Origin of the sequence: Frankia sp. CcI156 (assembly GCF_001983015.1) — a bacterium.
Classification (GTDB): domain Bacteria; phylum Actinomycetota; class Actinomycetes; order Frankiales; family Frankiaceae; genus Frankia; species Frankia casuarinae.
Window position 1 is genome coordinate 1 of the sequence record NZ_MOMD01000074.1, and the last position, 26,812, is coordinate 26,812.

Consider the following 26,812-nt stretch of genomic DNA (forward strand, 5'->3'; position numbering starts at 1 on the left):
CGACACCGCTGGTGTGGTCGAGCGCGGCGAGCAGGTGGCGGCCCGGACTGTCAGGCGTGCGGGAGCCGCGCAGCGTCTTGCCGTCGACCGCGAGCCGCCGCCGCGTCCCGGCCGGCGGGGTGGTCGCCGCGGCGGCCCATGCTCCCAGCGCCGTATCCAGGGCGTCGGCGTCGAGTGCGGCGAGTACCCGGCGAAACGTCGACTCCTCGGGCACTCGAGAGACGCCGAGCAGGCCCGCGACCGCCTGGCCGGCGTCGGCGGACCATTCACCGATCGCGGTGAACGACCGCGCCCCGGCGAGCACCGCGCAGGTCGCCAGCGTCAGCACAGCGGCCAGGCTGTGCCGCCTGCCGCGGGGCTTCCGGGGGTCCGGTAGCTGGTTGAAGACCGCCAGCAGACCCGCCGGCGACGGAGGCTGGTTGCCGGCGCCGACGGCAGCCAGCCGATCGAGAACAGGGGCAGGCGRTAATACTGGTGCGGCGGGCATGGCACCTCGAGACGATCATGACGGTGTAGGAACCTCCATGATCTCCAGGAGCCGTGCCCGCACCCATGACGCCCCCGGCCTCGCGTCAGAAGCGCGCTACGCAACCCCACTGGAAGCCCCACACAACGCCGAAAGTCTGCTTACCAGCAAACTTGCCGAGGCCCTGGATGGGTGGCGTCCCCCGCGAACGGGCTCATGACCCACCGTCCGGCTGGCGGCATTCCCAACCGGGCCATGGCGTGGTCCGCCGCTTCCAACCCCGGAAGGAGCKAAAGGTGGAGAGTCGGTTAGGCAGGGCGATCCGCGCGCTATGCGGGAGAGGCCGTGTCTCCGGCTAGCCGGACACGATGGCCTTCTGCCGTATCGCCGAAGTCACGCTCGTCATCGTCTCKGAAGCGCTTGTAGAACCACTCGGGTACCCGGGTGGTGTCCAGGCGGGTACGCAGGACGCCGTCCTGCACATCGCGGGCCGCGTTCCGTAGGCGGTGCCATTCGGTTTCGGGAACGGGCCCGGGGCATCCGTCACGCAGTTCGGCGTAGACAATCTTCGCGAGTCGGGTGCGTTCGCCGGCTACATTCCGTTGGCCCGACCAGATCTCGTAGGCCATTTGGTAGGCCGCCAGGGATGGGGCGAAAAAGCTAAGGAGGACGCCGAGAAATGTCGCCTTCGGAGCGACGAGGCCGACGATCACGCCGACAGCGGTCCAGAGAATCGCTGCGGTAGCGATGAAGTAACTATAGCGGTAGCGCAGGCGAGCGTCCCAGGCGAGGTTCTGTTCCTGCGCTATGAGGACGTCGTAAGGGTGGTGGACGTCGTTCGTGGGATCGTACCAGCCAGCGGTGATGCGCTTGTCCTTCGCACCACCTCGGCGGAGTTTGCGTGCCAGACGGCGGACGTCGGGTTCCGCGATTGGCTCGCCCGCGACCGTGGCGCGCCATGGAAGGTGAAACAGGGCGATGTCGAACATCTCCTGGAGCAGGGCGCCCTGGCGGGCGGTGTTCCCGGCGAGGCCCTTGAGCAAGAAGGCGGAAACGACGAACCAGAAGAACCCGACTATCGAGACGACAGTCCGACCGTGTCCGATGAGCGTAATCAGGACACCCGCAGTCGCGAGCACGACGGCTGCGCTGACACGTACAGCTTCCAGGCGTTGGCCGCGCTGGTGGCTTGCCGCCGCGGCGCGCTGGATGAGCATCATGTCGTCGTCGAATTGCCGCTCGTGGATGGCCCGAGGCGGTATCCCTTGGACGCCTCCGGGATCGGTCGAGAGGTTCATGGCCTAGTCATCCGGTCACCGAACAGCTTCTTCCACTGGTCGTAGGCGGCGCGTTCCTGGCCCTCGTCTTCTAGGTCGACCGCCGTCTCCGCGATGCGGCGAGCCCGGTCGAGTGCGTTCGCCGCAGCGAGTTTCTCGGTCGTGTTCATGACGGCGTTGACGTCTCCGCCCAGGCCGGCGGGGTCGGGCCACACGTCGCCGATGCGCTCGGCGGCGGTGCCCAGGAACAGCACGATCTCGTCCTGGTAGCGCCCGATCGGCAGTTTCACCAGGGACTGGGCCATGACCTCCAGTAGGAAGGAGGGCGACACGGGCTCGCCAAGCTCGCGGTTAATGCCCTTGATCATCTTGACAAGGGGCACGTAGTTGCCGCCACAGTCGGCGTTCTTGGCGATGCTCAGCTCGTGGTGGCGCTTGGGGTTGGTCGCGATCCAGTCGCCTGCTGAGGGGTTGGGGATGTAGTAGCCGCCGCCATTTCGCTTGAACGAGGGGACCACGTCGATCGACATGACCTCGTCGTTGGGGCCGTAGGGAATGACGACGGCCATGCCGTCGCGGGCAGCGGCGCTCCATTTCCGGCGGATAAGGGTCTCCAGGGCGTTGATGACCTCGATAGGTGCCTGGTCTCGGAAGCCGGCCTGGGGACCGTGGGCGTCGATGACGACAAAGATGTCGATGTCCTTGAGGCGCTTGGTCTTGGTATCACGCCGGTAGCTGCCGGTGAGGAAGTCGTCGGCGAGGGCCCAGTGTGTCCGGACGAAGTCGCGGATGGCCTCGTGCCGTGCCTTTGCCAGGTTCTGCTCGGTCTGGGTGATCTCCAGGTTGTGCCTGAGTTTGACGAATGCGTCGTCGACGTACCCCATGGGGCGTGTTCCTGCTCTCGGTGTCAGCTGAAGTAGTACCGCATGCCAGTCGAGGCGCGCGGGGCGGAGCCAAGCGTGCCGAAGGTGATGCTTTGCAGGCCGTCGGTGCTCGCACGCTGGCCGGGGCCCCACCCTGGCTGCGGGGTGTGGGGCGCGTTGAAGGTGCAGATCAACCGATGGGTGGTGCCCGTTGGCACCCGGTCGAACTTGGCGCGGAACCGTGCGGCGCGGGCTCGGGATGCGGTGAACTCGGCATTGCCGTTCCCGCCTGCGGTGTAGGACACCGGAAACTCGATCACCGGTGCGACTGTGCCCGACGGCTGGTGACACTSAAGGACGACCGTGTCGAGCGAGCCCTCCTCGATCCACGCTTTGATCGCGTCCTCGTTCTGCTTCCAGTCACGGCCGAACAAGGTCGTGTCGATTTTCAGGTCAGCGAGGATGTCGGTGATGGTGCCGAGAATGATGTCGGTCAGGTGCGTTGCGGTGTGGGCGCGGGTGTAGTTGTAGGTGATCGTGGAGGTCATCGTGCGGCCACGTCCCACCGAAGAGCTTCGAGGTCAACAAGCGGTCCGGCGTTCTCCGACTGCGCCTCCGACGGCGGGACGGCCGTGGATAGCCGAGGGTGCCTGTCCGCTGCGGCACTCACCTGCTGCTGAAGCGGGGTCGGAGACGGAAGGTAGATCGTGAATTCGGTGGCGCCTGCCGCGCCGGGAACGGCGTTGAGGTTCTCCTCCGCCGTCAGCGCCGCCGTGCCGKACACCGTCGTGATTTCGCAGTGCACCTTTCCGGCCACCAGTATGATCGCGTGCTTGTTCAGGTGACCTGCCGCGATCAGCATCCGCCCGACGGCCTCGGCGGCTGCCATCGCCTCCAACGCCTCGTCTCGAGACAGGGCGGGAGCCTGAGCCACGGTGTCCGCGACCAGGTTTGTGATCACTGTCCAGGTTCCGCTCGCGCTGCGGACAGGAGAGGCCGCCACCTCCCTAGAGCGCCGCACGGGACGCCTCCGGTCGGTCCGTGCCCGCGAGGGCGTCGCGGATCGCGGCCTCCAAGTCRTCCTCGGTCAACCTGCCGGGGTCCAGCACGGTGTCCAGCCGCTGAGCCAGCGCTTCGAAGACCGCCTTCCGCGCACGGCGGCCGTCCAGGCCCTGAGCCAGTTGCGCGACACGGTCCAGTACGGCCGAGCGTGCCAGTTCCCCCAGAGGCGGGTACTTGTGGGCGAGCGTGAACAACGTCGAGGCGAGGATCTCCCGTAGCGCCTGCGGCTCGGGGAGCGGGACGAGGATGGCGGCGTCGGAGCGGGAGAGGAACGCCTCGTCCAAGGCCGCGGTGAAGTTGCTGGTCGCGACGAAGAACAGGTGCGCGTGCATCGCGGCGTTGAGATCCAGGGCAGTGAGCACCGCGTCGGTGGCGCGGTGGACGTCAGCCGGGTTCGCGGCCAGCGACGCTGCCGATCGCGCGACCGCCATCGACTCGACCTCGTCGAGGATCACCACGGTCGGCATGCCGTCAGACGCGAGCGCCGGCACRTACTCGCCGAGCAGTTCGCTGACCCGCTGCTGCGACTGTCCGTGTTCGGCGCTCATGAGCCCATGCGGGTTGATCTCGATCCGTCGGACCTTGCGTCCCGGGATGTACCCGGCGATCTGCGCCGGCAGGCCCCGGGCAAGGGTGGTCTTGCCGGTACCCGGCGGGCCGTACAGCGTGCACAACCCGTGCAACGCGGTCACCGCGAACGGCAGGTCACGGCGCATGAGCAGCGACAACAGAGCCTGGTTACGGAGCCGCTCCTTGATCGTCGCTGGCACCACGATGGCCTCCCACAACGCGGACTCAGACGAGTCGGCGGCGACCACCTCGTCCGACAGCACACACTCCTGAACCTTCACCGGCTCAGCTCCAGATCTCTGCGCAGGGTTGGTTACCTCAGATATGAACATCATCTTCTCTACGACCGGTAGAGTACACGACGGCACGGGTGTCCAGTTCGGCACACACCACCCAGGCGTGTCATGCTGGAGCCGAGCCGATATGACCGGCGAGTAACCGAGGTCTGCCTAAGGCGCGAGTGGAGCACCAAGATCGAGAGCTGTGCGCTGATCGGCCGACGTCGACTGACGCGGAGACACCCGAGGTGAACGACCCGCAACTGAACCACGGAGACATCGCGGCTCTGTTCGATCGCACCAGGCTGCGGATGGCACGAGAACTCCGCGGGCTCACCCAGGTACAGCTGGCTCKGGACGCCGGCTCCGTGACGGCCGCCTCGGTCAGCCAGTTCGAGAACGGGCACACCAGRCCCGCCGCTTCCACGCTTGGCCGGCTCGCAGTCGCGTTGCGGGTACCGCCGTCGTTCTTCGCTGCGCCGACCCGTCCCCCTGCCCACGAACAGGCCGACGGGTTCTTCCGCAGCCTTCGATCGACCTCGCCCCGAGATCGCCAACAGGCGCTCGCCTACGTGCATCTCGCGCGTGAACTCACGCTGGAGCTCGACAAGCACGTGGCGCTGCCTGATCTCGATCTGCCACGCGTCATATTCGACGAAGAACGGCCACCTGATTCCGCCGACATCGAGCAGACGGCGGCCCACGTCCGTCATCACTGGGGCGTCGCACGTGGCCCAGTTCAAAATGTTGTACGACTACTAGAGGCAAACGGAATTGTTGTCGTGCGTTTTCGCGTCAGCATCGAGAAAGTCGATGCGTTCTGCGTCGACTTCCCTGACAGGCCCGTTGTCGCTCTCGGTTCGGACAAAGGTCTGCGGGACCGCTCCCGCTTCGATGCCGCCCACGAACTAGGCCACCTGGTCTTGCACGGCGCCACCGGACCGACAGGCGAGAAGGCCACTGAGCGCCAAGCCCACGAGTTCGCGGCCGCGTTTCTTATGCCAGCCGATGACATCAAGTCCGAGCTTCCAGACTCGCTCGACTGGCCTGCCTTTATGCGCCTGAAGACAAAATGGCACGTATCGCTAGCTGCGCTCCTGGTCAGAGCTAAGACACTCGGTGTTATGAATGAACACACCTACGCGCAGGGTTGGAAAACCCTGTCTGCCCGAGGATGGCGGAGAGTGGAGCCAGGTCCCCTCGGGAATCCTGAGGCTCCGGTACTCCTACAACGCGCACTGGAACTTATGGATACGACTGGTGTCTCGTTCGCCGAGTTCATCAATCGCTCCGGACTCCCAGAATCGGATGTCCGGATTCTCCTTAGTCGAGATTTCGGGGAACGTCCCCGCGTGGAGTTCTAGAATTCCTTCGCTATAGGACGGTGTCGCTCTGCAGTCTGCCCGCGACGGCGTAGAGGRCAGGGGCGGTTGCAGTCCCCGGGTACTCCAACGCGCCCCGGCCAGYCGGCGCGAGCTGTCGCGGCCACCAGGGCCGCGCAGAGCGTGCACCAGGGGGTGATGACGCCCGTTGGATGGCCACCCCACTCACTCATTGACTTCAGCGCTGTGGGCTGAATCGTCGTTCATACCCGTCTGACTCCGGTTCAGCGGGCCGCCTGGCGCTGCTGCTCTCGCGAGGGCCGAGGCCTTGCGGGTCCAGCCAGTCCGGCTGTCAGCGGACCTGACCGAGCAGGCGATGGTGCGGCGGAGTGCCTGGCGAAGGTGGCCGCAGCCGCAGCTGCGGCGCGGGCCTGCTCATGCTGGCCGGCCGCCTCGCGCCAGACGACGATGGCGGCGGCCAGGTCAGCGAGGGCGGCGAGTAGCCGCAGCCAGTCGGCGTCGCGGTCGTCGTGGTGGAGGCGGCCGAGGCCGTTCAGGTCGCGGGCGGCCGCGCGTAGTGCCCGGGAGAGTGGTGTCGCCGGTGCGGGCCGGTGCCAGGGGGTGCGGCCGGCGCGGGTGAGCTGTTCGGCGGCGGTGGTGAGCGGGCCGGGGCGGCCGTGCTCGCCGGCGCGGGCGGCGGCGGCTGCCAGGGCGCCGGCAGCCGCCGCAGCCGCCGGGTCGGGCGGGCTGTCGGTGGCGTCGGTCGCAGCCTTCGCCGCGGCAGCGAGCGCGCGCCGCTGGGCGCGGCCCGGGAACGCCACGCCCAGCTGCCTGATGGCCGCCGGCTCCGGGCCGCCCGGGTCCGGGGCGCCGGGGGTTTCGGCCCAGCGGGCGCGTAGCTGGGGAAGGGTGAGGTGCTGCGCGAGCCGGCCGCCGCCGTACCAGACCGGCTTGCCTTCGGCGGTGAGATCGCCGGGCAGGGCGACCGCGTAGCCGGTGACGGTCTTGGGGTCAACGCTGCTGTACCGCAGCCGGACCTCCACCCCGGCCTTGCGCAGCGCGGCGAAGAACTCCCCCTCGCCGGCCGCGCTGGTCGCCGCGGCCTCGACCGAGCGGCGCAGCGTGACGCGGGCGGGTATGGCCGAGCCGGCGCGGGCGGCTTTCTCGGTCTCCGCGCGGGTCGGCTGCCGGTCGCCGGTCCGGTTGCGTGGCGCGGTGGTGCGCAGGCCGTAGCGGGCCTCGGCGGCGCGGCAGGCCTCGCCGACCCGGTAGTAGTCGCCGCGGGCCGCGACGGCTCGCCCGTCGAGGCCGACGAGGAACGCGGCGATGTGGATGTGGTCGTCGGCGTGCCGCACGGCCACCCAGCGGCAGCCGGTACCGAGCTCGTCGACGAGCCCAGCGCGGGTCACCATGTCGGTGGCGATCTGCGACCACTCGTCGCCGGTAAGACGGCGGTCTTCGGGGGCAGCACGGACCGAGACATGCCAGACCGGCTTGGCTTGTTTGCGGCTGCCGGTGAGCAGGTCCAGATCGGTCAGCCGTTCGCCGAGCTCGGAGACGTCACGTCGGCCGTTTGGGCGGGTGGGCGGTTCGAGGAACGCGGAGGACTCCGGGCCGCCGGCGTAGCTGGCGACCACATGCGGATCGGTGTGCTCGTTGGCCTGGCCCGGGCCGAACAGGTACCGCAGCAGCCGGCCGGCCCCACGGCCGCGCTGCACCTTCGCGATCACCGGCGGCGGTACTCGGCGACCAGGACATCGACCCGGCGGGCCACGACATTCGTCAGCTCGACCGCCTCCGCCAGACCCGCCGGCATCGGACCGCCCCGACTGCGATGCCACAGCTTGACCGACTGGTTGACGAGGTTCCCGTACTGACGCAGCAGGACGCTGGCATCCACCCACGCCTCCAGCAGCGCCCGATCCACACCCACCACCGCCGGCATCGGCACCACCACCGGCGCCGGGTCGGCCTGGTCCGCCAGGCGCAGGCCCGCCTCGACGAGGTAGCCACCGAGACGCAGCCCGACTCGGGCAGCCGCCGCCTCCAGCTTTTCCCGCTCGTCTGGCGTCATCCTCGCGCTGGCCTTGTCGGTGCGGACCTGCGCCGCATGGCGCCGCCACCGACCCGTCGCCCGCTCACCCATCCCCGGCCTCCAGCCGCGTTCTGACCGTGCACGGTCGGAACGATCGACCTCGGGCTCCGCGTTCCGACAAGTCGGACGAAACGGAGAAGTCGGACTTCTACGCCTAACTTGCTCCCCGCACGCCAGTCGATCAAGATGCTGGCGGCGGGGTCGTGGCTCCAACTCGGAATGTACGTCCCAGCGCAGAGGCCCACTCGTCCGCGGCACCGTAGTCATCGGGTCTCGGCCGGCTCTCGGGCCACAGGCGGTCGCGGATCTGACGAACCCGCAGCGCATGCTCACGAGCAAACCGGTCGCCGCCAGGGGACCGCGCGGCGGCGTTGTCGAGCGCGGCGGCCAGGCCGTCGAGAAGCGCGACCGCGTCCAGAATTTCTGCGTGCAGCGGCGCCGCCGAACCGCGGACCCTCGGCGCATGCTCTCGTGAGGCGACTGCTTGACGCGCCGCGCGGAGCCCCAGGTGCGCGTAGGTCAAAGCAACAGCGGCGATAAGGACGACCACGACATCGAGCACGATCCAGGCCATCCCTCGATGCTGGCGACCAGTCGTCCACCCGTCAGCCGGTTCGGCCCTCCGCTTACGTCCGTAGGCGTGATCAGTCGTGTCAAGTCRCCGATCCGTCCGTGCCGGCGCACGCCTCGACAATCGCTTCGACGATGGCGMAGAGGCGGTTAACCGTGCGTCAAGGCCACAGAAGCCAGCCAACGGATCGGACGGCGCGTTGGGTGCGAGGCGGGACGAGCCGTCACGATTGGCGCTCAACTGTCCGAATTTGGATACATGACGCAGGCAGTCCGCTACTGTGTGATCCCGTCGACGCGCGGGGGTGGAGATGGGCTACCAGGAACGGACCTACCACGGCCTTCAAGGGCGCGCCGCAAGGCCGACCGTCTCCCGTGTGACCGGACGCTGGGCGCGACGAGGCGCACTCGCTGAGGACTCAGACGAGTGGCACCCGAGCCGAGTGCTCGTCGAAGTGCCGGCGAGCGGTCCCACAGCGCGCGAGAAGACCGAGGTGCTGCGCCTGCTGTCCCCGCCCGAGGAGTGTGACTTCGGCTGGGGCTACAACGGCCACGGCACCAGCCATACGGCGGCGGCGGTKCTCGCCGACGCGCTCGACGTCGATATCGAGACCATCGCGTTCGTGGGCTCGCGGCCCGACGAGACCCTGGCGGACCTCCGCGAGGATTTCTGCGCCGAGGTGCTGACCGACCTGTGCGACGAGTGGCGACTCAACCGGCGCGCGATTCTGCGCTGGACTGTCGGCTGGTACGCCAAGTACGGYCTGACGAAGGCGCCGCCGATCCTGATCGACCCCGAGTGGACAGGCGAGTAGGTCACAGGAAACGAGACGGAGACTCACGTGGCTTACGTGATTCGTCACAACCCTTCGCTCATCCTTGGCACCTGGCCCGGGTGCGACCCCGAGAATCGTCTCCAAAACGGCTTCCAGACCCATACGGTTCCTACCTACTGGGTGCTGTCCGGCCCAGGCAGCCAAACGAGTCGCACCTACTGCCGGGCTTGCGCCACGCCGGCCATCCTTGCGGCGATCAAGCTCGAAGACATGCGGCCCGAGTACCAGCCGAGAGGATAGGACTCCGATGGTCCCCCAGCGGCCTCTTGCCCTTGCAGCGCCGCGCTGTGCAGCTCACCCACTCTGCGGCCGCATCACCGAGGCACTGCCCAGCTCAGAGCCCGCCGTGGCGCCACCGCCATATCCGGCGCATCGCCCGAGGCTCGATGCCCGGGGGGAACTCCAGCACCGGCAGCACTCCGCCAAGTCATTCACGGCGACATGCACCAACGTGGTGCCCACCCCAACTCCGGCTCCCGACCGGTTCGCACCCGGACAGGTTGCCCAAACCGCGACGAACCGCCATCGCCGCTTTCATTTCATGTCGACGAAGCGGCTGTAGTTCCCTTGGAAGGCGACCGTGATCGTGCCGGTCGGGCCGGTGCTTGATGGAAGCCGAGCGGGCAATGTCGAGACACAGCATCGACTTCCCCAGGGCCGGCCGGCCGCCGATGACGATGACCTGCCCGGGATGCAGGCCGTTCGTCAGCTCGTCGAGATCCGCAAAGCCGGTCGGGACGCCGATCAGCGTGCCGTCGCGGGCTTCGATGGCCTCGATCTCCTCAAGGGCGGGATTGATCAGGTCGCCAAGCGGCTGGGCTGGTGGCAGCTTCGGCGTGCCGGTGACCCGGGTCGTGGCCCGCGCGACCCGCGGTGCGTTGAGCACGACCTGGTCGAGAGTCGTCTCGGTGATCCGCCGGGCCGGCCGGTCGGTGTCTGCCCACGMCCGGATCGCGGCGAGCACCTCCCCGCAGGGAGCGTCCGGCGTGACCCGGGTGTCCAGCACGATCGCGGACTCGTGGTTGCCGCGTAGCCCGGAAAGGGTCAGGTTCGCCGACCCCACCAGCGCCGTCTGCGTGCCGTCGGTCCGGCGGACGTAGTAGCTCTTGGCGTGCATCATCGCCCGGTCGTCGTCGACGAGTACCAGCGTCGCCCGTGTGCCGTGCGGCTCGAACAACCGGGTGAAGGCGGCGAGGTCGCCAGCCGTGACCTGGTCCTCCCGGGCACCGGTGACCAGGTGGGCCTCCCCACCCCGCTCYAGTAGCGCTGCCAGTTGCGGCTCGATCAGCTTCAGGCCGTGCCCGGTCAGGTAGCCGGTCCGCGCGGCGAAGACTTGCGCCTGGTCGAGCTCGGCGAGCAGCCACTGCTCGACGGYGTGATCAGGCCCGCCGACAGCGGTGTCGAGATAGCGCATAGGAAAGGCCCTTTGTCCGCGATGGGTGATGATCGCCACCGTAGACGCCCGGTCCGACAGCGCCTACCTGCTTGTCCCGACAAGTCGGGAACGCTCGGCATGCGGCCCGCGCCCGACCGGTGCCCGCGGGTCAGATGTCATGTCCCGGTGGATCTGCCGCGCGGATCGTCGCGCGCCAGGTGCCTCGAGCGAGGATGATCGCGCCGTCGGGCAGGATCAGAGCGTTCGCGCCGATCCACGGGGCCATGCCGAGGCGTAGCCAGTCGTCGCGGACCCGATCGAGGAGGTCCCACAGCCTGCGCGGGCCGCCCTGGTGGACGAGCGGCCGGTTGGCGCCGACGGCGGTGGCTCTGGCCCATGACCCGTCGGGATGGGCCAGCAGCGCAGTGTGCTGCCCGTCGGGGTCGGGCCGCAGGTAGTGGTGGGTGACGTCGACGCCGGCGGCGAGCGCGAGCATGGTCGACAGCTCCCAGGCGTCCGCGACGTTCAGGACTGGGTACCGGCCGGGGCCGACATGTTCACCTTCGCGGTTTGCGAGCTCGTCGAAGTCGGCCCAGGGCGGCGGATAGTCGGGGCCGCTACGGGTGGCCATGAAACCGGCCCAGTCTCTGGCGACCCGGCCGCGGACCTCCCCGTCCGGGTTCTTCCAGGCGGTGAGGACTATCCAGGTGCCGTGGATGGTGGTCACGAACCGGCCAGTCGGGCGCAATGYGGCGAGCCAGGACGGGGGGATCCACCGGACCGAGACCGTCGACACGAGCCGGTCGTAGCTGCCCGGTAGYTGCCCCGTCGCGTCGACTGTCTCCGCCGCCGGCTGGAGGCCGATCGCGGCGAGCCTGCTGGCCGCTGTGTCGACAAGGTAGGAGTCGACGTCGATCGTGGTCACGTGCCGCTCCCCGTAGCGGGTGGCGAGCAGCGCGGTGCCGTAGCCCGAGCCGGTGCCGACGTCGGCGATGTCGAGACCGTCGGCGAGCTGGGCGTRCTGGTACATCGAGAGCAGCAGCGATGGCTGTGTCGATGACGACGTCGGCCGGCCGACGGGCGCCCCGGCGTCCGGGCCGCTGTGGTCCGCGTGGGCCGGCCCGACCCGGGTCACGAGCGACCGGTCCGCGTAGGCATCGGCGAGCGGGCCGTGGTGCAGTCGCCACCCGGCGCCGTCCCGTTCCCACCATGCCGGCACGAAGTGGTGGCGGGGGACCGCGGCGACGACTGGGTACCAGCGGGAGCCGGGGTGGGTGGCGATATCGGCTAGCGCGCGGGCATGCGGCTGCCAGTGGTCCGTGTTCGTGGTCGTGTTCATGGCTGCCCGAACCTTCCCGCGACAGGCTCAGGCGCCAGCGCCGTCGCCCCGCGTCGGCGCGGCCTGCGCACGGTCCGTGGGCCCGTCAGCGGTGCTTCTCTGCGTCCGTCGCTCACGCCGCCGCTCCGCTACCGTGGGACAGAGAGTGTTGGTCCAGCCTTCGAGACCACGGCATGGGCGCATCTTGTGACCATGGCTGGTCGCGGTGGCCCCGCATGCCGCGTACGGCAGGATGAGCATCATGCAGAGCGACCTCCTCGACCTCGCGGAACGCAATCGGGTGTCGGCCTTGGCGGTCCTCGACCCCAAGACGCAGGAGACGCTTGGTCAGTTCTTCACCCCAGCTCGGGCAGCGTCACTGATCGCGAGCATGCCGCGGCTTCCCGATGAAGGCAGCATCAAGATCCTAGATCCCGGCGCAGGGTCGGGGATGCTGTCGGCCGCGCTCGTCGCTCGGGTGCTGGCTGAGCGGCCGAACCTGGCGGTTCACGTGGTCGCCGTCGAGTGCGACGAGGGCGTGGTGCCTCAGCTCTCGAACACCCTCGAAGCGTGCAAGATCGCAGGCGATGGGCGGGTGACGGTCGAGCTGGTTCAGGCCGACTTCATCGCGGCCTCGACCGGACTTGATGCGGATGAGCGACTTGCCGGGTTCGACCTGGTGATTCAGAACCCCCCCTACGCAAAGCTGGCCGCCTCCTCGGCCTCCCGCACAGCCGTCCGGGAGGCCGGAGCGGACGCACCGAATCTCTACGCCGCCTTCCTCGCACTCGCGGCGCGAGCACTCCGCGACGGCGGACAGCTGGTCGCGATCACGCCGCGGTCGTTCGCTAATGGGCCCTACTTCGGGACCTTCCGCTCATATCTACTCAACCAGATCGCGCTCGACCGGGTGCACGTATTCGCGTCCCGGTCAACCGTCTTCGCGGACACCGGCGTGCTACAGGAGAACGTGATCATATCCGGCACCAAGAACGGTGATCGAGAGACCGTCCTCCTGTCGGCCAGTGATGGTCACGAGGATGACGCGCAGCATCGAGAAGTGGCATATGCCGACGTCGTGCATCCTGACGACCCTCAGAGGTTCGTCCGCATCGCCACCAACGACGAGGACACCGCCATAGCCGAACGGATGATGTCGCTACCACACACCCTTGCATCGCTCGGTGTGACCATATCTACCGGCAGGGTAGTCGACTTCCGATCACTTGAGTGCCTCCACCACAGCCACGTCGACCGTGGCGTACCGCTCGTTTACCCAGGCAACGTGCGCRACGGTCTCATCTCGTGGCCGCGGGACATTCGCAAGGCCCAGTGGTTTGCGCCGATCACTGAGAAGGACGAGCGCATGCTCGTTCCCGAGGGCTGGTACTGCGTCGTGAAGCGGTTCTCATCCAAGGAGGAGCGGCGCCGCATCGTGGCTGCCGTATGGTCCCCCGAGAGCGTCCCGGGCCCTGTCGCGTTCGAGAATCACGTCAACGTCTTTCACATCAAGGGCGGGGGGCTCGACCGCGACCTCGCTTTCGGCCTCTCGATGTGGCTCAACTCCTCGCGGGTCGACAAGTTCTTCCGAACCTTCTCCGGCCACACCCAGGTCAACGCCACCGACCTCMGGGCCATGCGATTTCCCGACAGCTGGTCACTCCGACACATGGGGCACCTTGCTCCGGAGGCGCTCCCGCCGCAAGACGATATCGACGTCATCGTGGCGCAGGCGTTGAGCCCAGCTGGGGCCGCCGCATGAGCACCAACAAGATCGAAGAGGCGAGCCGCGTCCTCGAAGCTCTCGGTATGGATGCGGAGCGGTCCAACGAACGATCCGCCCTCACTCTCCTGGCTCTACTTCGCCTCCGCCCGGACGAGCCGTGGTCAACTGCCGCCGACCCGATGCTCGGAACGCGCGCCATCATGGACTGGATGCGTAACGAGTACGGCCGGAACTACGCTGCCAACACACGTGAGACCATCCGGCGGTTCACTCTCCACCAGTTCGCCGCTGCCCTGCTGGTGCAGCAGAACCCAGACCAGCCAGACCGGCCGATCAACTCGCCGAAATGGAACTACCAGGTCACGCCGCAAGCGCTTGCCGTGATCCAGAAGTATGACACGCCAGAGTTTGACGACGCCGTCACGGACTACCTCGCGACTGTRCCAGGGCTGAAAGCGCAGTATGCGGCTGCCAGAGAGATGAACCGCATCCCCGTGACGCTCCCGCATGGCGAGCCTTTTACGCTCTCTCCTGGCGGGCAGAACGTTCTGATCAAGCAGATGGTAGAGGAGTTCTGCCCGCGGTTCACTCCCGGCGGCGAAGTGTTATACGTCGGTGACGCCGACGCCAAGTGGGCATACTTTGAAGCCGACCGGCTCGCTGCCCTCGGCGTCGCTGTTGACGAGCACGGCAAGATGCCTGACCTGGTGGTCTACCTGCCGGGTCGAGACTGGCTCGTTCTGATGGAGGCCGCGTCGTCTCACGGACCGGTCGACGCCAAGCGCCACAGAGAACTTGCCTCGCTGTTCGCGGACGCCACACCCGGCCTGGTCTACGTCTCCTGCTTTCCCGATCGACGCGAGATGAAGAAATACCTTCATCAGATCGCCTGGGAGACCGAGGTTTGGTGCGCCRAGGACTCAACCCATCTGATCCACTTCAACGGCGAACGCTTTCTGGGCCCATACGACTAGCCGATGAGCCTCGGACGCTCGCCGCGTGCCCCAGATACGTGCAGTAGGTTCCCTGTGATCTTCCAATCGGTGTCGAGCTGTCAGCGGCTTCCCTGGCTGTATGTCAGTAGGCGCAGTGCTGATTTACCAGGTTCGGGTGGCAGTTCTGGCGTCGGCTCGGCGTGGCGTGATCGTGGACGTAGGACCTGATCAGGCACCGGTGATTTCGAGGTCCGGGCCTCGGGCGGTGCAATCGACATGGGTGAGCATGGCCAGGAGTGGTTCGTGACCACCAGTCAGTGCTTGGTCCCACTGGCCAACCAGCTCRTCGAGCATGTKGGTGTACGAGCGGATGGCCACGGTGATGCCGGTCACCGTGTAGGGCGCCGGAACGCCTGCGGCTCGCTGGGCCYAGGTGTCCCACTTCGCGTCGCCGTGACGATGGTGGTTGGTGCCGGCGTCGCGGTCGCGCAGCAGCATCGCGGCGACGAGGACGTGCCTGGCCAGCTGGAGCGTGAGGTKAGCACCGATGAGCATGTCTCCGCGGGCTGCCTTGACCGCGGCCAGGACCGCGTCGAACCGATAGCGGTTGACCAATGTCTCCATAGGGTCGCCCTCGGACGGCGGTGAGGTGGCCGTCTGGCCTTGCGGCTGGTCGCTGGCGGGCGTCCTGACGGTGATGTCCAGCCGTCGTAGGTCGCGGAAGACCAGGCGCGTCACGTGCTTGGTCGAGGCCTCGTTCTCGTCGCAGGCGAACAGCGGCGGCATCTCGCGGAGAAGGCGTTCGACGACTCCGTGAGCGACGCGCCGCGGGTCGTCGGTCACCACCACGAGGTCCAGATCAGACCAGCAGTCCAGATCTCGGGCCGGACCGGCCGCCGAACCGTGAACGTGAACGTCCCGGACCCGAGGATCCCGGCGGGCAAGATCCTCCAGCATCGGCAGAAGGTCCGCCTGCCAGCCGGCAGGTGGAAGTGGAACCTCGTGCACCGTTACGTCCTCCTCACAAGAAGCCGGTCGCGATGAGCCTGACTCTCGCCGCTACCAACGCGCCGGCGTACGACGGCTGGCTCCGTCCGGTTGTCGGCCAGCGCCTCGACGACCACCGACCCACGACCGCCCCCGCCGCAGCGCGCGTCGTGGGCTCCGTATGCCCGGCGAATCCACCGTCAGCCTGCTCCGAGCGCCGCGAGGCGGCCCACGTCTACCCCGATCGGCTTCCAGTTGCCGGCCAGTGGAAGATCCGCTTGAGAAGTGGAAGATCGTCGCGGGAGCCTACGGCTAGTGATCGAACTCGCCGTCGCGCACGCCCGCGACGAACGCTCGCCACTCAGCATCGCTGAAGAACAGGGCAGCGCCGTCAGGGTCCTTGCTGTCCCGGACAGCACGGCCGCCGTCGGGAAGGGCCGCCACCTCGACGCATTGGGTCTTGTCGCCGCTGTGCGTCGACTTCACCCACACCAAGCGCGAGCCGTCAGCGGTCAGGGGCGCCATGTCGTCATCGCCTTCTCTCGAGCTCTTCGGCAAGGTCAGCTATGACGGCGCACGACGCTGCGGGGCTTAGTGCCAGGGACGCGAGAGCATCGCGCGCCGCGGCGAACGGCGCGGTGTCGGCGACCTCGTCCACGAACGTGCCCGCGCCGCGGTGTTCCAGATGCACGACGGGGCGCGCCCGGTCGAACTCGAAGAGCACGAACGACCCGGTCGTGCCGGGATGGGCGCCGAGGTCGACGGGCAGAACCCGCAGCGTTATCGATGGTCGTGCCGCGACAGCGATCAGGTAGCGCAGCTGGGCGGCCAACACCGCCGCTCCACCGACGGGACGGCGTAGTACGCCCTCGTCGAGCAGCACCTGTAGCACGGGCGRATCAGAACGGCTCAGGATGGCCTGCCGCCCGAGCCGCGCCGCGACCCGACCCTCTGCGTCGTGGGGAGTAAGGCCCGCGCTGGCCATGACCCCGCGGATGTAGTCCGGGGTCTGGAGCAGCCCGGGGACCAACAGCATCTCGACGTTCGTGATTCGGTTCGCCTGGGACTCGAACCCGATCAGCGCGGTGAGGCCCGGGGGCAGTCCGGGCCCGCCGGACGCCCACCAGTCGGGCCGGTCAGCCTCGCGGGCCTGTTCGAGGAGCCGTTCACGGCCGGGGCCTGTGACTTTGTAAACGACGAGCAGCGAGGCGACGTCTTCGACGCTGATTCCGCGCAGCCCGTTCTCCAGCCGGCTAAGCGTGCTGGCCGACCAGCCCAGTCTCTCTGCGACGGCGCGGCTGGTCAGGTTGCGCGCGACGCGCAGATCCCGGAGTTCAGCGCCGAGCCCTCGTGCGCGGACGGATGGCGGTCGCCGAGGCATTTCGCTCCCCTCCTGGGTGCTCGTGGTCGGCTCACCGGCCGACGGCGTCGGCACGCTGGTGGGCAAAGGCGAGGTCCCCGAGCGACTCCAAACTGATGCCGAGCCGCGGACCGCTCTCGCGTCAGGACACCGGCCCCGCGAGCGCCTGGGAAGACTGCAACTGCCAGGGGCAGGCACCCCTGGCCGCAGCGGCGGCGCGGTAAGCGTGACGAGGCCCACCGGAAACGCAAAGGCATGGCGGACGGCGTGATCCGGCAGGCAGCATCTGGATATGCGTGTTCTGCTGCTCGGCGGTACCTGGTTTCTCGGTCGGGCGGCAGCGGGCGAGATCCTGGCGCGCGGCTGGGAGCTGACCGTCTTCACGCGCGGCCGGTCGGGCGCGGCGCCGGCGGGCGCGGTCGCTGTCACCGGGGACCGGACGAGCCCGGCTGACCTCGCCGCTCTCGCGAAACGCGGCCCCTGGGATGTCGTTATCGACACGTCGGCCACGGACATCGCGCCGCGGGACGTTCTCACCTCGGCCACGCTGCTCGAACCGGTGGCCGGTGCCTACGTCTTCGTGTCGACGGTCAACGTGTACCGGGATTGGCCAAACGAGCCGCTCGACGAAAGCTCGGAGCTGCTGGACGCCCCTGCCGACGCCGACGCCGACTTCGGCCGTCTCCCAGCGGGCTGGACGGGCCCGGACTGGTACTACGGGCGGCAGAAGGCCGGCGCGGAGAAGGCGGTCCGTGAGACCTTCGGGGACCGCAGGTCCGTGGTCTTACGGCCGGGCGTCATCCTGGGGCCGGGCGAATATGTCGGACGCCTGCCGTGGTGGCTCAGCCGGGCTGCCCGCGGCGGCATCATCCTGGGCCCGGGCGATCCGGCTCGCCGTATTCAGCCGGTCGACGTCCGCGATCTGGCGATGTTCGCCCTCGACCTGGCCGCCGCCGGGCAAAGCGGTAACTACAACGTCACCGCGCCGGGCGACGAGACCTTCGGCGACCTCCTGGACGCCTGCGTCGAGGTGACCGGCCGGCAGGGCGTCGTCGAGTGGGTCGCCGACGAGCTACTCCTGAGCGCCGGTGTGCGGCAGTGGACGGAGCTGCCGCTGTGGCGCACGAGCGCTGGTGTGTGGGCTGTCGACTCGTCAGCGGCGCGAGCCGCGGGCCTGTCGACGCGGCCGATCCGTGAGACCGTGCGCGACACCTGGCTGTGGATGCAGGCTGGCGGTCGTCCGGTGGAGCATCCTCGGTGGCGCGAGCACGGGATCTCCCCCGAGGCCGAGGCGGAGGTGCTGCGCTCGTCCCGGCTGCCGACGCCGCGGGAAGAGCTCAGCTCTCCGCCGTCGGCGCGGCAGGGCGGCTGAGGTCGGCCGGTGCGGGCGCCATCGCCGCCCAGTCCTCGATCGCGTCACCGTAGCCCCGCAGCGCCCCTGCCTGAGYGAGGTCCGGCGTAAGGAGCCGTAGGCGGACGGATTTCACTCGCTGCACCAGCCCATTGCCACGCCAGGAGACYGGGAGCGCCAGGACCGCGTCGAGCGCGGCGGCGGCCCCGTCGGCGTCGCGCTGGACGAGGCGAGCGTTCGCCAGGTCGGCTTGAGCCTGCGCGACGATCATCGGTGGACGTTGCTCGCCGGGGAGGTCCGTGTACCGGTCCAGGGCGGCCTGGGCATAGGTGCCGGCGGCTACGGCGTCGCCGAGGAGAAGGGCTGTCGAGGCGTTGCTCATGAGCGCCCGCTCGATGCTCATGCCGAATTCGCCGTCGACGTCGTGCAGGTCATCGTGCTCCGACGGATCGTCGAGCGCTTCCGCCTCGGCCATCGCTGCCCGCGCGTTGGCCGCGTCGCCCAGATGCCCCCAGGCGCGGGCGGCGATGACGGCGATCCGGCGGCGTCCCACCGTGCCGACGCCCGGCGCCTCCGCCGCGGCCAGGGCATGGCGTAGGCCCTCGGCCGGGCGGCCCTGCCAGTAGGCGACGTAGGCCAGGGTGCCGCGAGCGAACGCCTGCAACGGGCCGAACTCGATCGTCTGCCCGTAGAGCGCAGCGGTGCGGGCGAACTGCGCGGCGGGCCGCAACAGTGCCAGGTCGAAGCACGCGGAGCCGCAGAGCGCCGCAGCCTCCCCGGCGAGCAGGTAGAGGCGTGCGAGCTGGCGGGGCGCCTGCGTCCGTTCGAGCGACCTCTGCGCGGCTTCCAGCAGCGCCTGCGCCTGCTGATAGGCGTCGGGAAGCGTGACCGCGCCGTAGTTCGTCGCCAGATACCGAAGATCCTCGTCTAGCTGGTCGATCTTCAGGTCCGGGAGAGCGCGGGCCGCGGCTTCGGAGGCGTGCTCGGCGGCCTTCCGCGCCTTCATCTCCACGCCGCCTTCGGACAGCGCGGACAGGCCTGCTTCGTACACCGCATGGAGATCGTTCCTCCCTGCCACGACCTGGGGAGCGATCCGGGCCGGCCGGGCCGCGCCAGCGGTGGCCGAAGGCGGATCCGAGTCGACGATGACGACACGACCCGCGGCCACCGATGAGGCCGGCGGGTTCCACCCCATGATGTCGGCCTCGTCGCCGAGCGCCAACACCGGCTGGACCTCGCGGGGATCCACGATCAGATCGGGGTCGGCGCGCGGCGGGAGAAGGCCGAATCTGCGCGCCTTTCGCTCCCTATCAGCCTGCTCGCGTAGGGCGGTGACCCGGCCGCCGGCGTCCAACGCCCTGTCGAGCGCCTGAGCAAGGCCCTCCGAAGGGACGTTGTGGCCGTTGACGGCTTCGGCGATCTGCTGACGTCGGTAACCGATCTGCCGAGACAGCTCGCTGTTGTTGGTMCCCTTGCTCGCGATGAGCTGGCGCAGCAGGTTGGACAGCTCGGCGAGTGCGCCGTCCGGCTCTCCCTCGGCAGGCACGGCGCCCACCTCCCCGTCGTCACGCCACGCCGTCGATGCCCCCGCTGGGGGCAGTCAGCGCYCCTGYCTGTTGCGGCCTGTGCAGGAACTTGCGCCGAGTGTGTCATGGATGCGACGGAAGCGGCACCAGTGAGTACGAGATTGCTCGCAGGTGGTGCGCATCCTCTTCGCGAGGACGCCCTGTCGCGCCTCCGTTGGAACGAGGGCCAGCCATGCCCGRCATTCAGCCGGGCCTGCTGAGCCTCCCAGGTGGCGGCGTCTACTCGTTCGCCGGAGTGAAGGGTCGTCGATGGTGATGGATGAGTCCGAACCGTTGCTGGCCGCTCTCATGGTGGAGATGGCGGCGACGGGCCTGCCTGCGCGGACCTCGATCCGTGCGTGGGTGCTCTCGTCGGTCGAGCGGGTGAGTATCCCCGGGGGCGGGACCGCGATCTTCAAGCATGCGCGGGAGCCGTTCACCGGTGAAGCCGACGTCCTGCAGCATCTGCAGGCGCAGGGTCTCCCAATTCCGCGGATCCTGGCGGAGGTCCGCCGTGAGCATGACCTCGGGATGCTCCTGGAGGATCTCGGCGAGCCGGTGCGCGACGCGACGGAGGCGGACGGAGCCGCGGCCGCCGTGACGGTCCACGCGGGGACACCTCCGGCAGGGCTTAYGACCCTCGACCGCGCCGCCCTGGCCGCTCTCCCCGGTCGGGCACGGGCGAGCTTGGACGTGCTGCGTGCCCGTGGCCGGTGGGTCGACGCGGCCGGTCTCGACAARCTCCTCGAACGTCTCGCCGGCGTCGCCTTCGACCTGGCTGACGGCGCCGAGACCCCCCCGTTCGGGCTGTGCCATTCGGAGTTCCATCCGACGAGCGTGCACATCGGCCTATCAGGGTGGCGGCTGCTCGACTGGGCGCGGGCCTTCGTCGGCCCGGGCCTGCTCGATCTCGCCTCCTGGCAGGGAACCACCGGCCCCGCCGATCTGACCGCCCTGCAACGCCTCATCCAGTCCTACATCCGCGCCGGCGGCACGCCCGAGGCCGCGACCCCACGGGCCGGGCTGCCGGCCGCGGCGTGGGCGATGGGCTGGCACCGCCTCTGGATCATCAGCTGGTACCTGGAGCAGGCGACCACATGGATCAACGACCCGTCACAGGACCCCTTTGTCGAGAGCGTCGTCCGGCGGCATTTGAACGAGGCGGCGCTGTTCCTGGGGGTGACTATGCCCTCGCCGTGAACGTGTCCTCATGGGACCGGCACGGCCGAGCCAAGATCGCCGCCGATGGGTTGAACACCCGGCCGGCGCGACACCGGTTCCGGTGGACACGGACTTGCGACGGCGACGCGGACCCTGGAGCCGAGCTTCTTGGCGAGGTGGCCGGGCGGCGGGTCATCGAGCTGGGTTGCGGCGCCGGCGACAACCTCGCCCACCTCGTCGAACGGGGCGCCCGCGGTGTGGGCCTGGACCCGGCGCGCAGCCAGATCCTCCGTGCCCGGGCCCGCTGGCCGGAGCCGCTGTTCCACCACGTCGACGCGGCCCGCTACCTGGCCAGCTGCGCGAAAGCGGACACGATCTTCAGCACCTACGGCGCGCTGGGCCTCTACCCGACCGCACCACTGCTCGCACTGATCTGCCAGGCGCTCCGGCTCGGTGGGCTGCTCGCGGCTTCCGCGCCGCTCGGCTCCGGCACAGACGTCGGCAGCCGATACACGGTGCGACTCTCGGACGGCGGAACCGCGCCGGTGATCCGTTTCGATCACACGCCCGACGGCTGGCGGGACCTGCTCACCGCCGCCGGGTTCGCAGACGTCGAGATCACGGTCGTCGAAGAGTCCGCCGCCCCGAACACCGTGATCCTGCGAGCCCGCCGCCCCGAACACCACCACCGCTAGGCCCTCCGCCCCGCGCACGGTCGCGGAGCCCTTGAACGGCCGCCCGACCCGGGGCCTGCACCGTCTTTCCCCGATGCCCCGGGCCGGGCGGTCCACCACCAGATGGAGAGGAAGGAGAACGATGCCGAGTGACCTGCCCTCGAAGGCTGTGCGCCCGGTCGCCGCCCGTGTCCCCGCGACGGCGGCCTCGGTGCCGCGCCTGCGTCGGGACGCCGTGCTGGTGCTGACTGCCTGGCAGGTCCCGCCCGGCACTATCGAGGCTGCCGCCCTGGYCGTCACCGAGCTCAGCGCCAACGCCATCACGGCCGGAACCGGCGATGACATCGCGATCCGACTCAGCGCCGCCCTCGACCACGTCCTGATCGAAATCTGGAACAACGGCACCACCGGTCAGCCCCAGCGCCAGCAGCCCACGGCCGACGACGAGCACGGTCGCGGCCTGCTTCTCGTCGACGCCCTCGCCGAGAACTGGGGGGCTTATGCCACGCCGTCCGGAGGAACGGTGGCCTGGGCGCGGATCGCTGGCGGCACCGTCGTGATCGAGCCTTCCCCGCACGAGGCGCCGCTGGCCGGCCGCGTACCCACCGCCTACCCGGAGCCCGCCCGGCCGGTCGTGTTCCGGACGGACGAGGAGACGCTGCGCCGCGTCGCCGACCGTCTCCGAGCCCTCGATACCTGGCACGACACCCCGGCCCTGTCCTCCGCCGGCCTGGTGCCCGTCTCCCCGACCCAGCCCTCGGCCGGCACCCGCGGCGCGGCGACCCCGCCACCCACACCGCGCACCGGGCGGGCCCCATTCGCAGCCCGCGCCGCCATCCCCTGCTGACGAGGAGCGGCACGTCATGCCCCCACTACCGCCCGACCCCGACGCGACCGGCAGCCCCTCCCTCCAGGCCCTCGTCAACGGCCTCGGCGACGTCGGATTCGTCGAGCCCGTGGATCTGAACACCGACCAGGCCCACCCGGCGCGGATGTACGACTACTACCTGGGCGGGAAGACCCACTTCCCGGCGGACCGTGAAGCCGCGGACAGGGCGCTGGCCGCGTTCCCGAACCTGCGGATCACCGCCCAGGAGAACAGGGCGTTCCTGCGCCGTGCCGTGGCGATGCTCGCCMGGATGGGCGTCACCCAGTTCCTCGACATCGGCGCGCACTAACTTCGCGAGGTACACCGAAAGATGTGACCTAGATCACTTCCTTAAGTGCAACGACTCGGCATGGCTGGGGTCTAGGGCTGCGGCTGGTTCTTGGCGGCTGCCGGTCGGTACTGCGTGATCCATGTCTCGACGTCGGCGGGTTGCCAGAGACGGACCGTACCTTGATCGATATGCGGTGCGGGGAAGTCTGGGCGGTGGGAAAGCTGGCGGGCACGCTCGGCCGTGATGCCGAGGCGTCGTCCAATATCGCCCGTCGTCCACAGGTCGTTCTCGCCCATGGGCTACAGCCTATTGGGGCACCCCAAGCATCTCGCTACTCTTGGGGTGCCCCAATAGGCGGCCCTGGCGGTGAGCTCCTACCYTCTCCGCCAGGGCCTTGATCTCGCACCCTCCTGGAAGGGAACGTGACCTATGCCCATGATCTCAGATGGTGAGTCTCGGCTGCCGGACAGCATGCGTTCGGATCTTAGTGTGGTGCTGATGGCGCATCCGGCGGAACCTCCGGCAGTCGAGATGCCGCYGGTCATACCGGGTTTCCAGGTCCGTCGGCCGGTACTCGTGTTTCCGGGCGGCATGCGGGTCTGTGTCGACGCTATGAGCACGGATCGTGAGGCGGCTACCTGGTGGGCCGATCTGGCGGTACAGGCTACGTATGCGTCCATCTGGCACGGCAACCGATCGGAAGACGAGCGAGAGATCACAAAGAGCGAGTAACGCAAGACCCGCGACCGTGCGGCGGCCGGTGACCTCGCCTGGGGTTGCCGGCCGTTCGCCGTTTCCGGCCTTCAACAACCTATACAAAGTTTGCGATGATGTAGGTACAGCAACGAAAGCGGCCCGACCGGTGYGGGAACACCGATCCGGGCCTGAGTCCCACAACCTGCCAGACCAGGAGCGGAACCTATGTTTACTATGCCAGATGATCCGGTGCGGCAGAGCGCCTACCTCGTTGATCAGTTGATTGTCAGGGTGCGTGAGGCGCTGGCATTGGTGGCGGCTGAGCTGGACGACGGTCCGCTTGCCGGTCCGCCCGGGAACCTCGTACCTCGCGCCGCGGCGTCGGCGCTGCGTGACCTGTCCGCGATGATCGGCGTCGTGACGAGTACGAACAGCCTCGCGGTCCTTGATGCGATGTGGTTCGGTCTGCTTGAGGCGTCGGACGGCGTGTCGGCTTGCCGCGCATCCGGCGAGGATGCGTGATGCCGGGGCTGGCGCGGGCGTTGAACTTCGTTCGTYAGGACGTCAGCGTGACCGAGCGGGATGATCAGCGAGCGGTGTTCGCTGYGGCATGCTCGGCACGGGCCTGGCAGGCCGGTGGGACGGTCTACCAGACCGCTGACAGGCTGCATGAGTGGGCGGCGGTCGTCCGGCTCGTCCACTCCGGCGCCTACGACCGGTTGGCCACCACTGAAGCGGGGCGGATGGCGGTACTGGGCATGCTGCGCCGCACGGGGATCCGCGTCCTTGCAGTATGTGACGGCGTGGATACGGGCGATCCGGTGGGCTGCGCTCTCGTCGACTCGCTGTTCACCTAAGAAATGATCAGGATCGGGTCGGGTGGCTGCAACGCCACCCGACCCGGTTTTTGATCTTTCACGGACCCCGGGCTGAGCTGATCTCCTCCGTCGGTCGGGCGGCTGCGCCCTACGTCGGGTTCTTCCGGCCGGGCAAGGGCGCCGACGGCCCGTACCATGCTGGGTGCGGCGCGTCCCTTGCCCGGCTGGGAGGTTCCGGCGTAGCCCCTCGGGGGTCCGGGCGGCGGAGGCGATCAGCGGACGTACGCGGCCCCTCCCCCTCCTCCAGAGTGAGGGCCGGGGTTTGGGGCGGAGCCCCAACAACCAGCAGCGGCACCGTCCTCGCGGACGTCGCGCGGCTCCTGGAGCACCGGCGCGGACCAGCGGCACTCTCACCGCCGATCGTCACGGACCCTCTGGCGGGGGGTCTGACGCTCCGACGCGCCGACGGGCCGACGCGCCCACGGGGCGACGCTCCGGCCGGGGTGCCGACCGGAGGGAGGCGGGACCCCGGCCGGGTGCGGCGATCCCGTAGGCGCGGCACGCACGGCGACGCGCGGCGCGTGCGCCAGGTCACACGCGGCGGCCGAAGGCCGCCCTTGAAAAAAGAAGGAAGAGAACATTGGCGACGATCTTTGTATGGTCTGTTTGTGCAGGTCGGTGAGTTGCGCTGTAGGTGCACGTACCCTGATTACGGGCACGTTCGGGGAGGGGTGCGGAGTGGTGGACGATCCGGGCGCTCGTCTTCGGGCTCTCCGGCTGCGGCGTGGCTTCTCTCAAGAGGGGTTGGCCGACGAGGCTGGGTTGAGCGTGTCGACGGTGCGGAAGATCGAGCAGGGTGGAAGCGCGCGGATCGAGACGCTGCGCACGTTGGCCCGTGCGCTGGATACGGAGACGTCGTCGCTGTTCGGGGCACGTTCACCTGGGCCAGTGACTGATGCAACGGAAGACGAGAAGCTGAATCTGCTGCCGCTACGCCAGGTTCTCACGCCTGCTGTCGGCCTCGTCGGCGTTTCGCGGTCACCGGTAGGTGGATCGGCACAGGAGTCGCAGTCTCGGCTTCGAGATGCGCTGTCAAACGCGATCAGGGTCTACCAGTCCGACGACTTCGGCGCTGTGGCTGCGATGCTGCCGGTGATGATCGAGGAAAGTCACGGGCTTGTCGATGGTGCGGAGAATGAGGGTGATCGTCGGGAGGCGGCGCGGCTGCGGGCGGAGATTTTCCAGGTCGCGGGCTGGTTTCTGACTCAGGTACGTCAATACGATCTTGCCTATGCGGCGATTCGTGACGCGATGCGGGATGCTCTCGATTCCGGGGATCGGCTGACGGCTGCGGCGGGTGCTATCTCACAGTCCTGGCTGTTTGTGCGTCAGGGGCGGTTCGATGACGCGGAGCGGCTTGCTCGCGAGACGGCGTCGCGGGTGGAGCCGCGCCTGTCGGTGGCGAGTGATGCGGAGCTGTCGGCGTGGGGATGGTTGTTGCTGCGTGGTTCGGCGGCGGCGGTGCGGAACAATCGAGTCGATGCGTCGGATGACTTTTTGTCGCTTGCCGAGGTTGCCGCGTCCAGGATCACCGGGTCGGGGATTACTGGCCGGCACCATCAGTATTTCACGACGTTCAATCCGAATGTCGTGCGGATGAAGCGGGCTGAGGCGCTGATCATCGCTGATGATCCGCGTGGGGTGCTGCGCATAGCGGAGGATGTCCGCGACGGCGCAGGGAAGCGGCGGCGGTCGGACAACTACAACCGTCATCTACTCGATGTGGCCGCTGCGCATGCAGCGCTTCGTGACTTCGGGGATGCGGTCGGTGTGCTGACGCTGCTGCTTCGTACCGCGCCGGAATGGCTGCGACACCAGCGCAAGGGTAAGGACGTCCTGAGTACGGTTCTGCTTTCCCGGAAGCGAAGGCTGAGTTCGGAGCTACGCGAGCTTGCCGACTTCATGCAGGTCCAGTAGATCGTCCAACTACCACGGGGCGTGGTAGTTGGACGTGGCGTGTCAGGTGAACTACTGCGTTACGCGACTCGTTCCGATTGCCGGTTGGCGTTAGGTTCTTCGCATGGCCTCCGGGGCTGGTTGAGATAGGGAATCGGTTCTCTGTTTCCCGGCCTCGGGGTGCCTTTTCATCACTCCTACTGTCCGGAGAACCTATGACCTGGCGATCCTGTGTCATCGGCAAATGGGGACTGCCCGTCTATGAAGACAGCGACCACCGTGTCGCGATCACGTCGGAGGGGGGTCCTGGCCGTGGGCCGGTGGGAGGACGAGCATTTTGCCCGGTTGGAGTGTGAGGTGCCGGTGCGGGGCCGGGATCGTCTGGCCTGGT

General features: G+C 68.6%; 26 protein-coding genes and 3 pseudogenes. 12 read left to right on the forward strand and 17 right to left on the reverse strand.

The features are described from left to right. From CcI156_RS21225 to CcI156_RS21250, 6 genes are all read right to left on the reverse strand, one after another. The coding region (locus tag CcI156_RS21225) for a transposase family protein (protein WP_139341564.1) at nt 1–487 on the reverse strand (487 nt) is incomplete at its 3' end. A 308-nt stretch (nt 488–795) separates the two neighbouring features. Further along, the gene (locus CcI156_RS21230) at nt 796–1,764 is read right to left on the reverse strand and encodes an S-4TM family putative pore-forming effector (RefSeq protein WP_023842204.1); all 969 of its coding nucleotides are present in this window, start codon (nt 1,762–1,764) and stop codon (nt 796–798) included. Next, nucleotides 1,761–2,627 carry a CBASS oligonucleotide cyclase gene (locus tag CcI156_RS21235; protein ID WP_023842205.1) on the reverse strand — a complete coding sequence of 289 codons (867 nt, stop codon included), beginning with the start codon at nt 2,625–2,627 and terminating at the stop codon, nt 1,761–1,763. Before CcI156_RS21235 ends, CcI156_RS21230 begins: the two co-directional genes overlap by 4 nt. A 23-nt stretch (nt 2,628–2,650) precedes the next feature. Then, a complete protein-coding gene (locus tag CcI156_RS21240; protein ID WP_076807789.1) occupies nt 2,651–3,154 on the reverse strand; it encodes a hypothetical protein in 504 nt (167 codons plus the stop codon). Then, the gene (locus tag CcI156_RS21245; RefSeq protein ID WP_217697731.1) at nt 3,151–3,567 is read right to left on the reverse strand and encodes a hypothetical protein; all 417 of its coding nucleotides are present in this window, start codon (nt 3,565–3,567) and stop codon (nt 3,151–3,153) included. Before CcI156_RS21245 ends, CcI156_RS21240 begins: the two co-directional genes overlap by 4 nt. Nucleotides 3,568–3,613: 46 nt before the next feature. Beyond that, on the reverse strand, nt 3,614–4,519 hold the full coding sequence (locus tag CcI156_RS21250) for an AAA family ATPase (protein WP_023842208.1): 906 nt from the start codon (nt 4,517–4,519) through the stop codon (nt 3,614–3,616). 245 nt (nt 4,520–4,764) lie between these two features. On the opposite strand from CcI156_RS21250, the gene CcI156_RS21255 reads away from it, so the two are divergent. Next, complete coding sequence (locus tag CcI156_RS21255) at nt 4,765–5,880, forward strand: ImmA/IrrE family metallo-endopeptidase (protein ID WP_076807793.1); 1,116 nt, start codon at nt 4,765–4,767, stop codon at nt 5,878–5,880. Between the two features lie 242 nt (nt 5,881–6,122). On the opposite strand, the gene CcI156_RS21260 is transcribed toward CcI156_RS21255, so the two are convergent. The 3 genes from CcI156_RS21260 to CcI156_RS21270 all read right to left on the reverse strand — a co-directional run bounded on the left by CcI156_RS21260 (nt 6,123) and on the right by CcI156_RS21270 (nt 8,507). Then, nucleotides 6,123–7,568, reverse strand: a complete 1,446-nt coding sequence (locus tag CcI156_RS21260) for a relaxase/mobilization nuclease domain-containing protein (RefSeq protein WP_063579642.1) — start codon at nt 7,566–7,568, stop codon at nt 6,123–6,125. After that, nucleotides 7,565–7,984 carry a hypothetical protein gene (locus tag CcI156_RS21265; RefSeq protein ID WP_023841996.1) on the reverse strand — a complete coding sequence of 140 codons (420 nt, stop codon included), beginning with the start codon at nt 7,982–7,984 and terminating at the stop codon, nt 7,565–7,567. Before CcI156_RS21265 ends, CcI156_RS21260 begins: the two co-directional genes overlap by 4 nt. 130 nt (nt 7,985–8,114) lie before the next feature. Next, on the reverse strand, nt 8,115–8,507 hold the full coding sequence (locus tag CcI156_RS21270) for a hypothetical protein (RefSeq protein ID WP_023841995.1): 393 nt from the start codon (nt 8,505–8,507) through the stop codon (nt 8,115–8,117). A gap of 490 nt (nt 8,508–8,997) precedes the next feature. On the opposite strand from CcI156_RS21270, the gene CcI156_RS25190 reads away from it, so the two are divergent. Continuing rightward, the gene (locus CcI156_RS25190) at nt 8,998–9,318 is read left to right on the forward strand and encodes a DUF6166 domain-containing protein (protein WP_139341565.1); all 321 of its coding nucleotides are present in this window, start codon (nt 8,998–9,000) and stop codon (nt 9,316–9,318) included. Between the two features lie 622 nt (nt 9,319–9,940). Here the strand turns inward: CcI156_RS25190 and CcI156_RS27170 are convergent. The 3 genes and pseudogenes from CcI156_RS27170 to CcI156_RS21290 form a co-directional block, all read right to left on the reverse strand. Further along, a pseudogene (locus CcI156_RS27170) lies at nt 9,941–10,153 on the reverse strand (DnaB-like helicase C-terminal domain-containing protein); the annotation flags it as partial. Nucleotides 10,154–10,342: 189 nt separating this feature from the next. Next, nucleotides 10,343–10,753, reverse strand: a pseudogene (locus CcI156_RS27175) (phospholipase D-like domain-containing protein); the annotation flags it as partial. Between the two features lie 130 nt (nt 10,754–10,883). Beyond that, nucleotides 10,884–12,053, reverse strand: coding sequence for a methyltransferase domain-containing protein (locus CcI156_RS21290; protein WP_076807795.1), 1,170 nt, complete (start codon nt 12,051–12,053; stop codon nt 10,884–10,886). A gap of 241 nt (nt 12,054–12,294) precedes the next feature. Between CcI156_RS21290 and CcI156_RS21295 the strand changes: the two genes are divergently transcribed. Then, a complete protein-coding gene (locus tag CcI156_RS21295) occupies nt 12,295–13,794 on the forward strand; it encodes an Eco57I restriction-modification methylase domain-containing protein (protein ID WP_076807808.1) in 1,500 nt (499 codons plus the stop codon). Further along, complete coding sequence (locus CcI156_RS21300; RefSeq protein WP_076807797.1) at nt 13,791–14,732, forward strand: BsuBI/PstI family type II restriction endonuclease; 942 nt, start codon at nt 13,791–13,793, stop codon at nt 14,730–14,732. Before CcI156_RS21295 ends, CcI156_RS21300 begins: the two co-directional genes overlap by 4 nt. Nucleotides 14,733–14,921: 189 nt before the next feature. Here the strand turns inward: CcI156_RS21300 and CcI156_RS21305 are convergent, their stop codons facing one another. The 3 genes from CcI156_RS21305 to CcI156_RS21315 all read right to left on the reverse strand — a co-directional run bounded on the left by CcI156_RS21305 (nt 14,922) and on the right by CcI156_RS21315 (nt 17,061). After that, a complete protein-coding gene (locus CcI156_RS21305; RefSeq protein WP_076807800.1) occupies nt 14,922–15,701 on the reverse strand; it encodes an aminoglycoside 6-adenylyltransferase in 780 nt (259 codons plus the stop codon). A gap of 291 nt (nt 15,702–15,992) precedes the next feature. Then, nucleotides 15,993–16,205: a DUF397 domain-containing protein gene (locus tag CcI156_RS21310; protein WP_023841986.1), complete on the reverse strand. Its 213-nt coding sequence runs from the start codon at nt 16,203–16,205 to the stop codon at nt 15,993–15,995. A gap of 4 nt (nt 16,206–16,209) precedes the next feature. Further along, complete coding sequence (locus CcI156_RS21315) at nt 16,210–17,061, reverse strand: helix-turn-helix transcriptional regulator (protein ID WP_076807810.1); 852 nt, start codon at nt 17,059–17,061, stop codon at nt 16,210–16,212. Between the two features lie 271 nt (nt 17,062–17,332). Here CcI156_RS21315 and CcI156_RS21320 point away from each other — a divergent pair, with 271 nt between their 5' ends. Continuing rightward, nucleotides 17,333–18,412, forward strand: coding sequence for an NAD-dependent epimerase/dehydratase family protein (locus CcI156_RS21320; protein ID WP_023841984.1), 1,080 nt, complete (start codon nt 17,333–17,335; stop codon nt 18,410–18,412). Here the strand turns inward: CcI156_RS21320 and CcI156_RS21325 are convergent. After that, nucleotides 18,378–19,937 carry a helix-turn-helix transcriptional regulator gene (locus tag CcI156_RS21325; protein WP_139341566.1) on the reverse strand — a complete coding sequence of 520 codons (1,560 nt, stop codon included), beginning with the start codon at nt 19,935–19,937 and terminating at the stop codon, nt 18,378–18,380. The two genes, CcI156_RS21320 and CcI156_RS21325, sit on opposite strands and share 35 nt — an antisense overlap. A gap of 289 nt (nt 19,938–20,226) precedes the next feature. Between CcI156_RS21325 and CcI156_RS21330 the strand changes: the two genes are divergently transcribed. The 4 genes and pseudogenes from CcI156_RS21330 to CcI156_RS21345 all read left to right on the forward strand — a co-directional run. Beyond that, entirely contained in the window at nt 20,227–21,156 is a 930-nt protein-coding gene (locus CcI156_RS21330) for a phosphotransferase family protein (RefSeq protein WP_254847547.1), read from the forward strand. Beyond that, entirely contained in the window at nt 21,153–21,812 is a 660-nt protein-coding gene (locus CcI156_RS21335; RefSeq protein ID WP_023841981.1) for a bifunctional 2-polyprenyl-6-hydroxyphenol methylase/3-demethylubiquinol 3-O-methyltransferase UbiG, read from the forward strand. Before CcI156_RS21330 ends, CcI156_RS21335 begins: the two co-directional genes overlap by 4 nt. Before the next feature lie 121 nt (nt 21,813–21,933). Next, complete coding sequence (locus CcI156_RS21340) at nt 21,934–22,638, forward strand: ATP-binding protein (RefSeq protein ID WP_175637641.1); 705 nt, start codon at nt 21,934–21,936, stop codon at nt 22,636–22,638. A gap of 109 nt (nt 22,639–22,747) precedes the next feature. Next, nucleotides 22,748–22,960 (forward strand): annotated as a pseudogene (locus CcI156_RS21345) (SAM-dependent methyltransferase); the annotation flags it as partial. 80 nt (nt 22,961–23,040) lie between these two features. On the opposite strand, the gene CcI156_RS21350 reads toward CcI156_RS21345, so the two are convergent. After that, complete coding sequence (locus CcI156_RS21350; RefSeq protein WP_023841978.1) at nt 23,041–23,247, reverse strand: hypothetical protein; 207 nt, start codon at nt 23,245–23,247, stop codon at nt 23,041–23,043. 625 nt (nt 23,248–23,872) lie between these two features. On the opposite strand from CcI156_RS21350, the gene CcI156_RS21360 reads away from it, so the two are divergent. The 3 genes from CcI156_RS21360 to CcI156_RS21370 all read left to right on the forward strand — a co-directional run bounded on the left by CcI156_RS21360 (nt 23,873) and on the right by CcI156_RS21370 (nt 26,442). Next, on the forward strand, nt 23,873–24,169 hold the full coding sequence (locus CcI156_RS21360; protein ID WP_023841976.1) for a hypothetical protein: 297 nt from the start codon (nt 23,873–23,875) through the stop codon (nt 24,167–24,169). After that, entirely contained in the window at nt 24,169–24,504 is a 336-nt protein-coding gene (locus CcI156_RS21365) for a hypothetical protein (RefSeq protein WP_076807806.1), read from the forward strand. The genes CcI156_RS21360 and CcI156_RS21365 overlap by 1 nt, the downstream gene beginning before the upstream one ends. A gap of 699 nt (nt 24,505–25,203) precedes the next feature. Then, entirely contained in the window at nt 25,204–26,442 is a 1,239-nt protein-coding gene (locus CcI156_RS21370) for a helix-turn-helix domain-containing protein (RefSeq protein WP_023841974.1), read from the forward strand. Nucleotides 26,443–26,812: the final 370 nt, after the last annotated feature.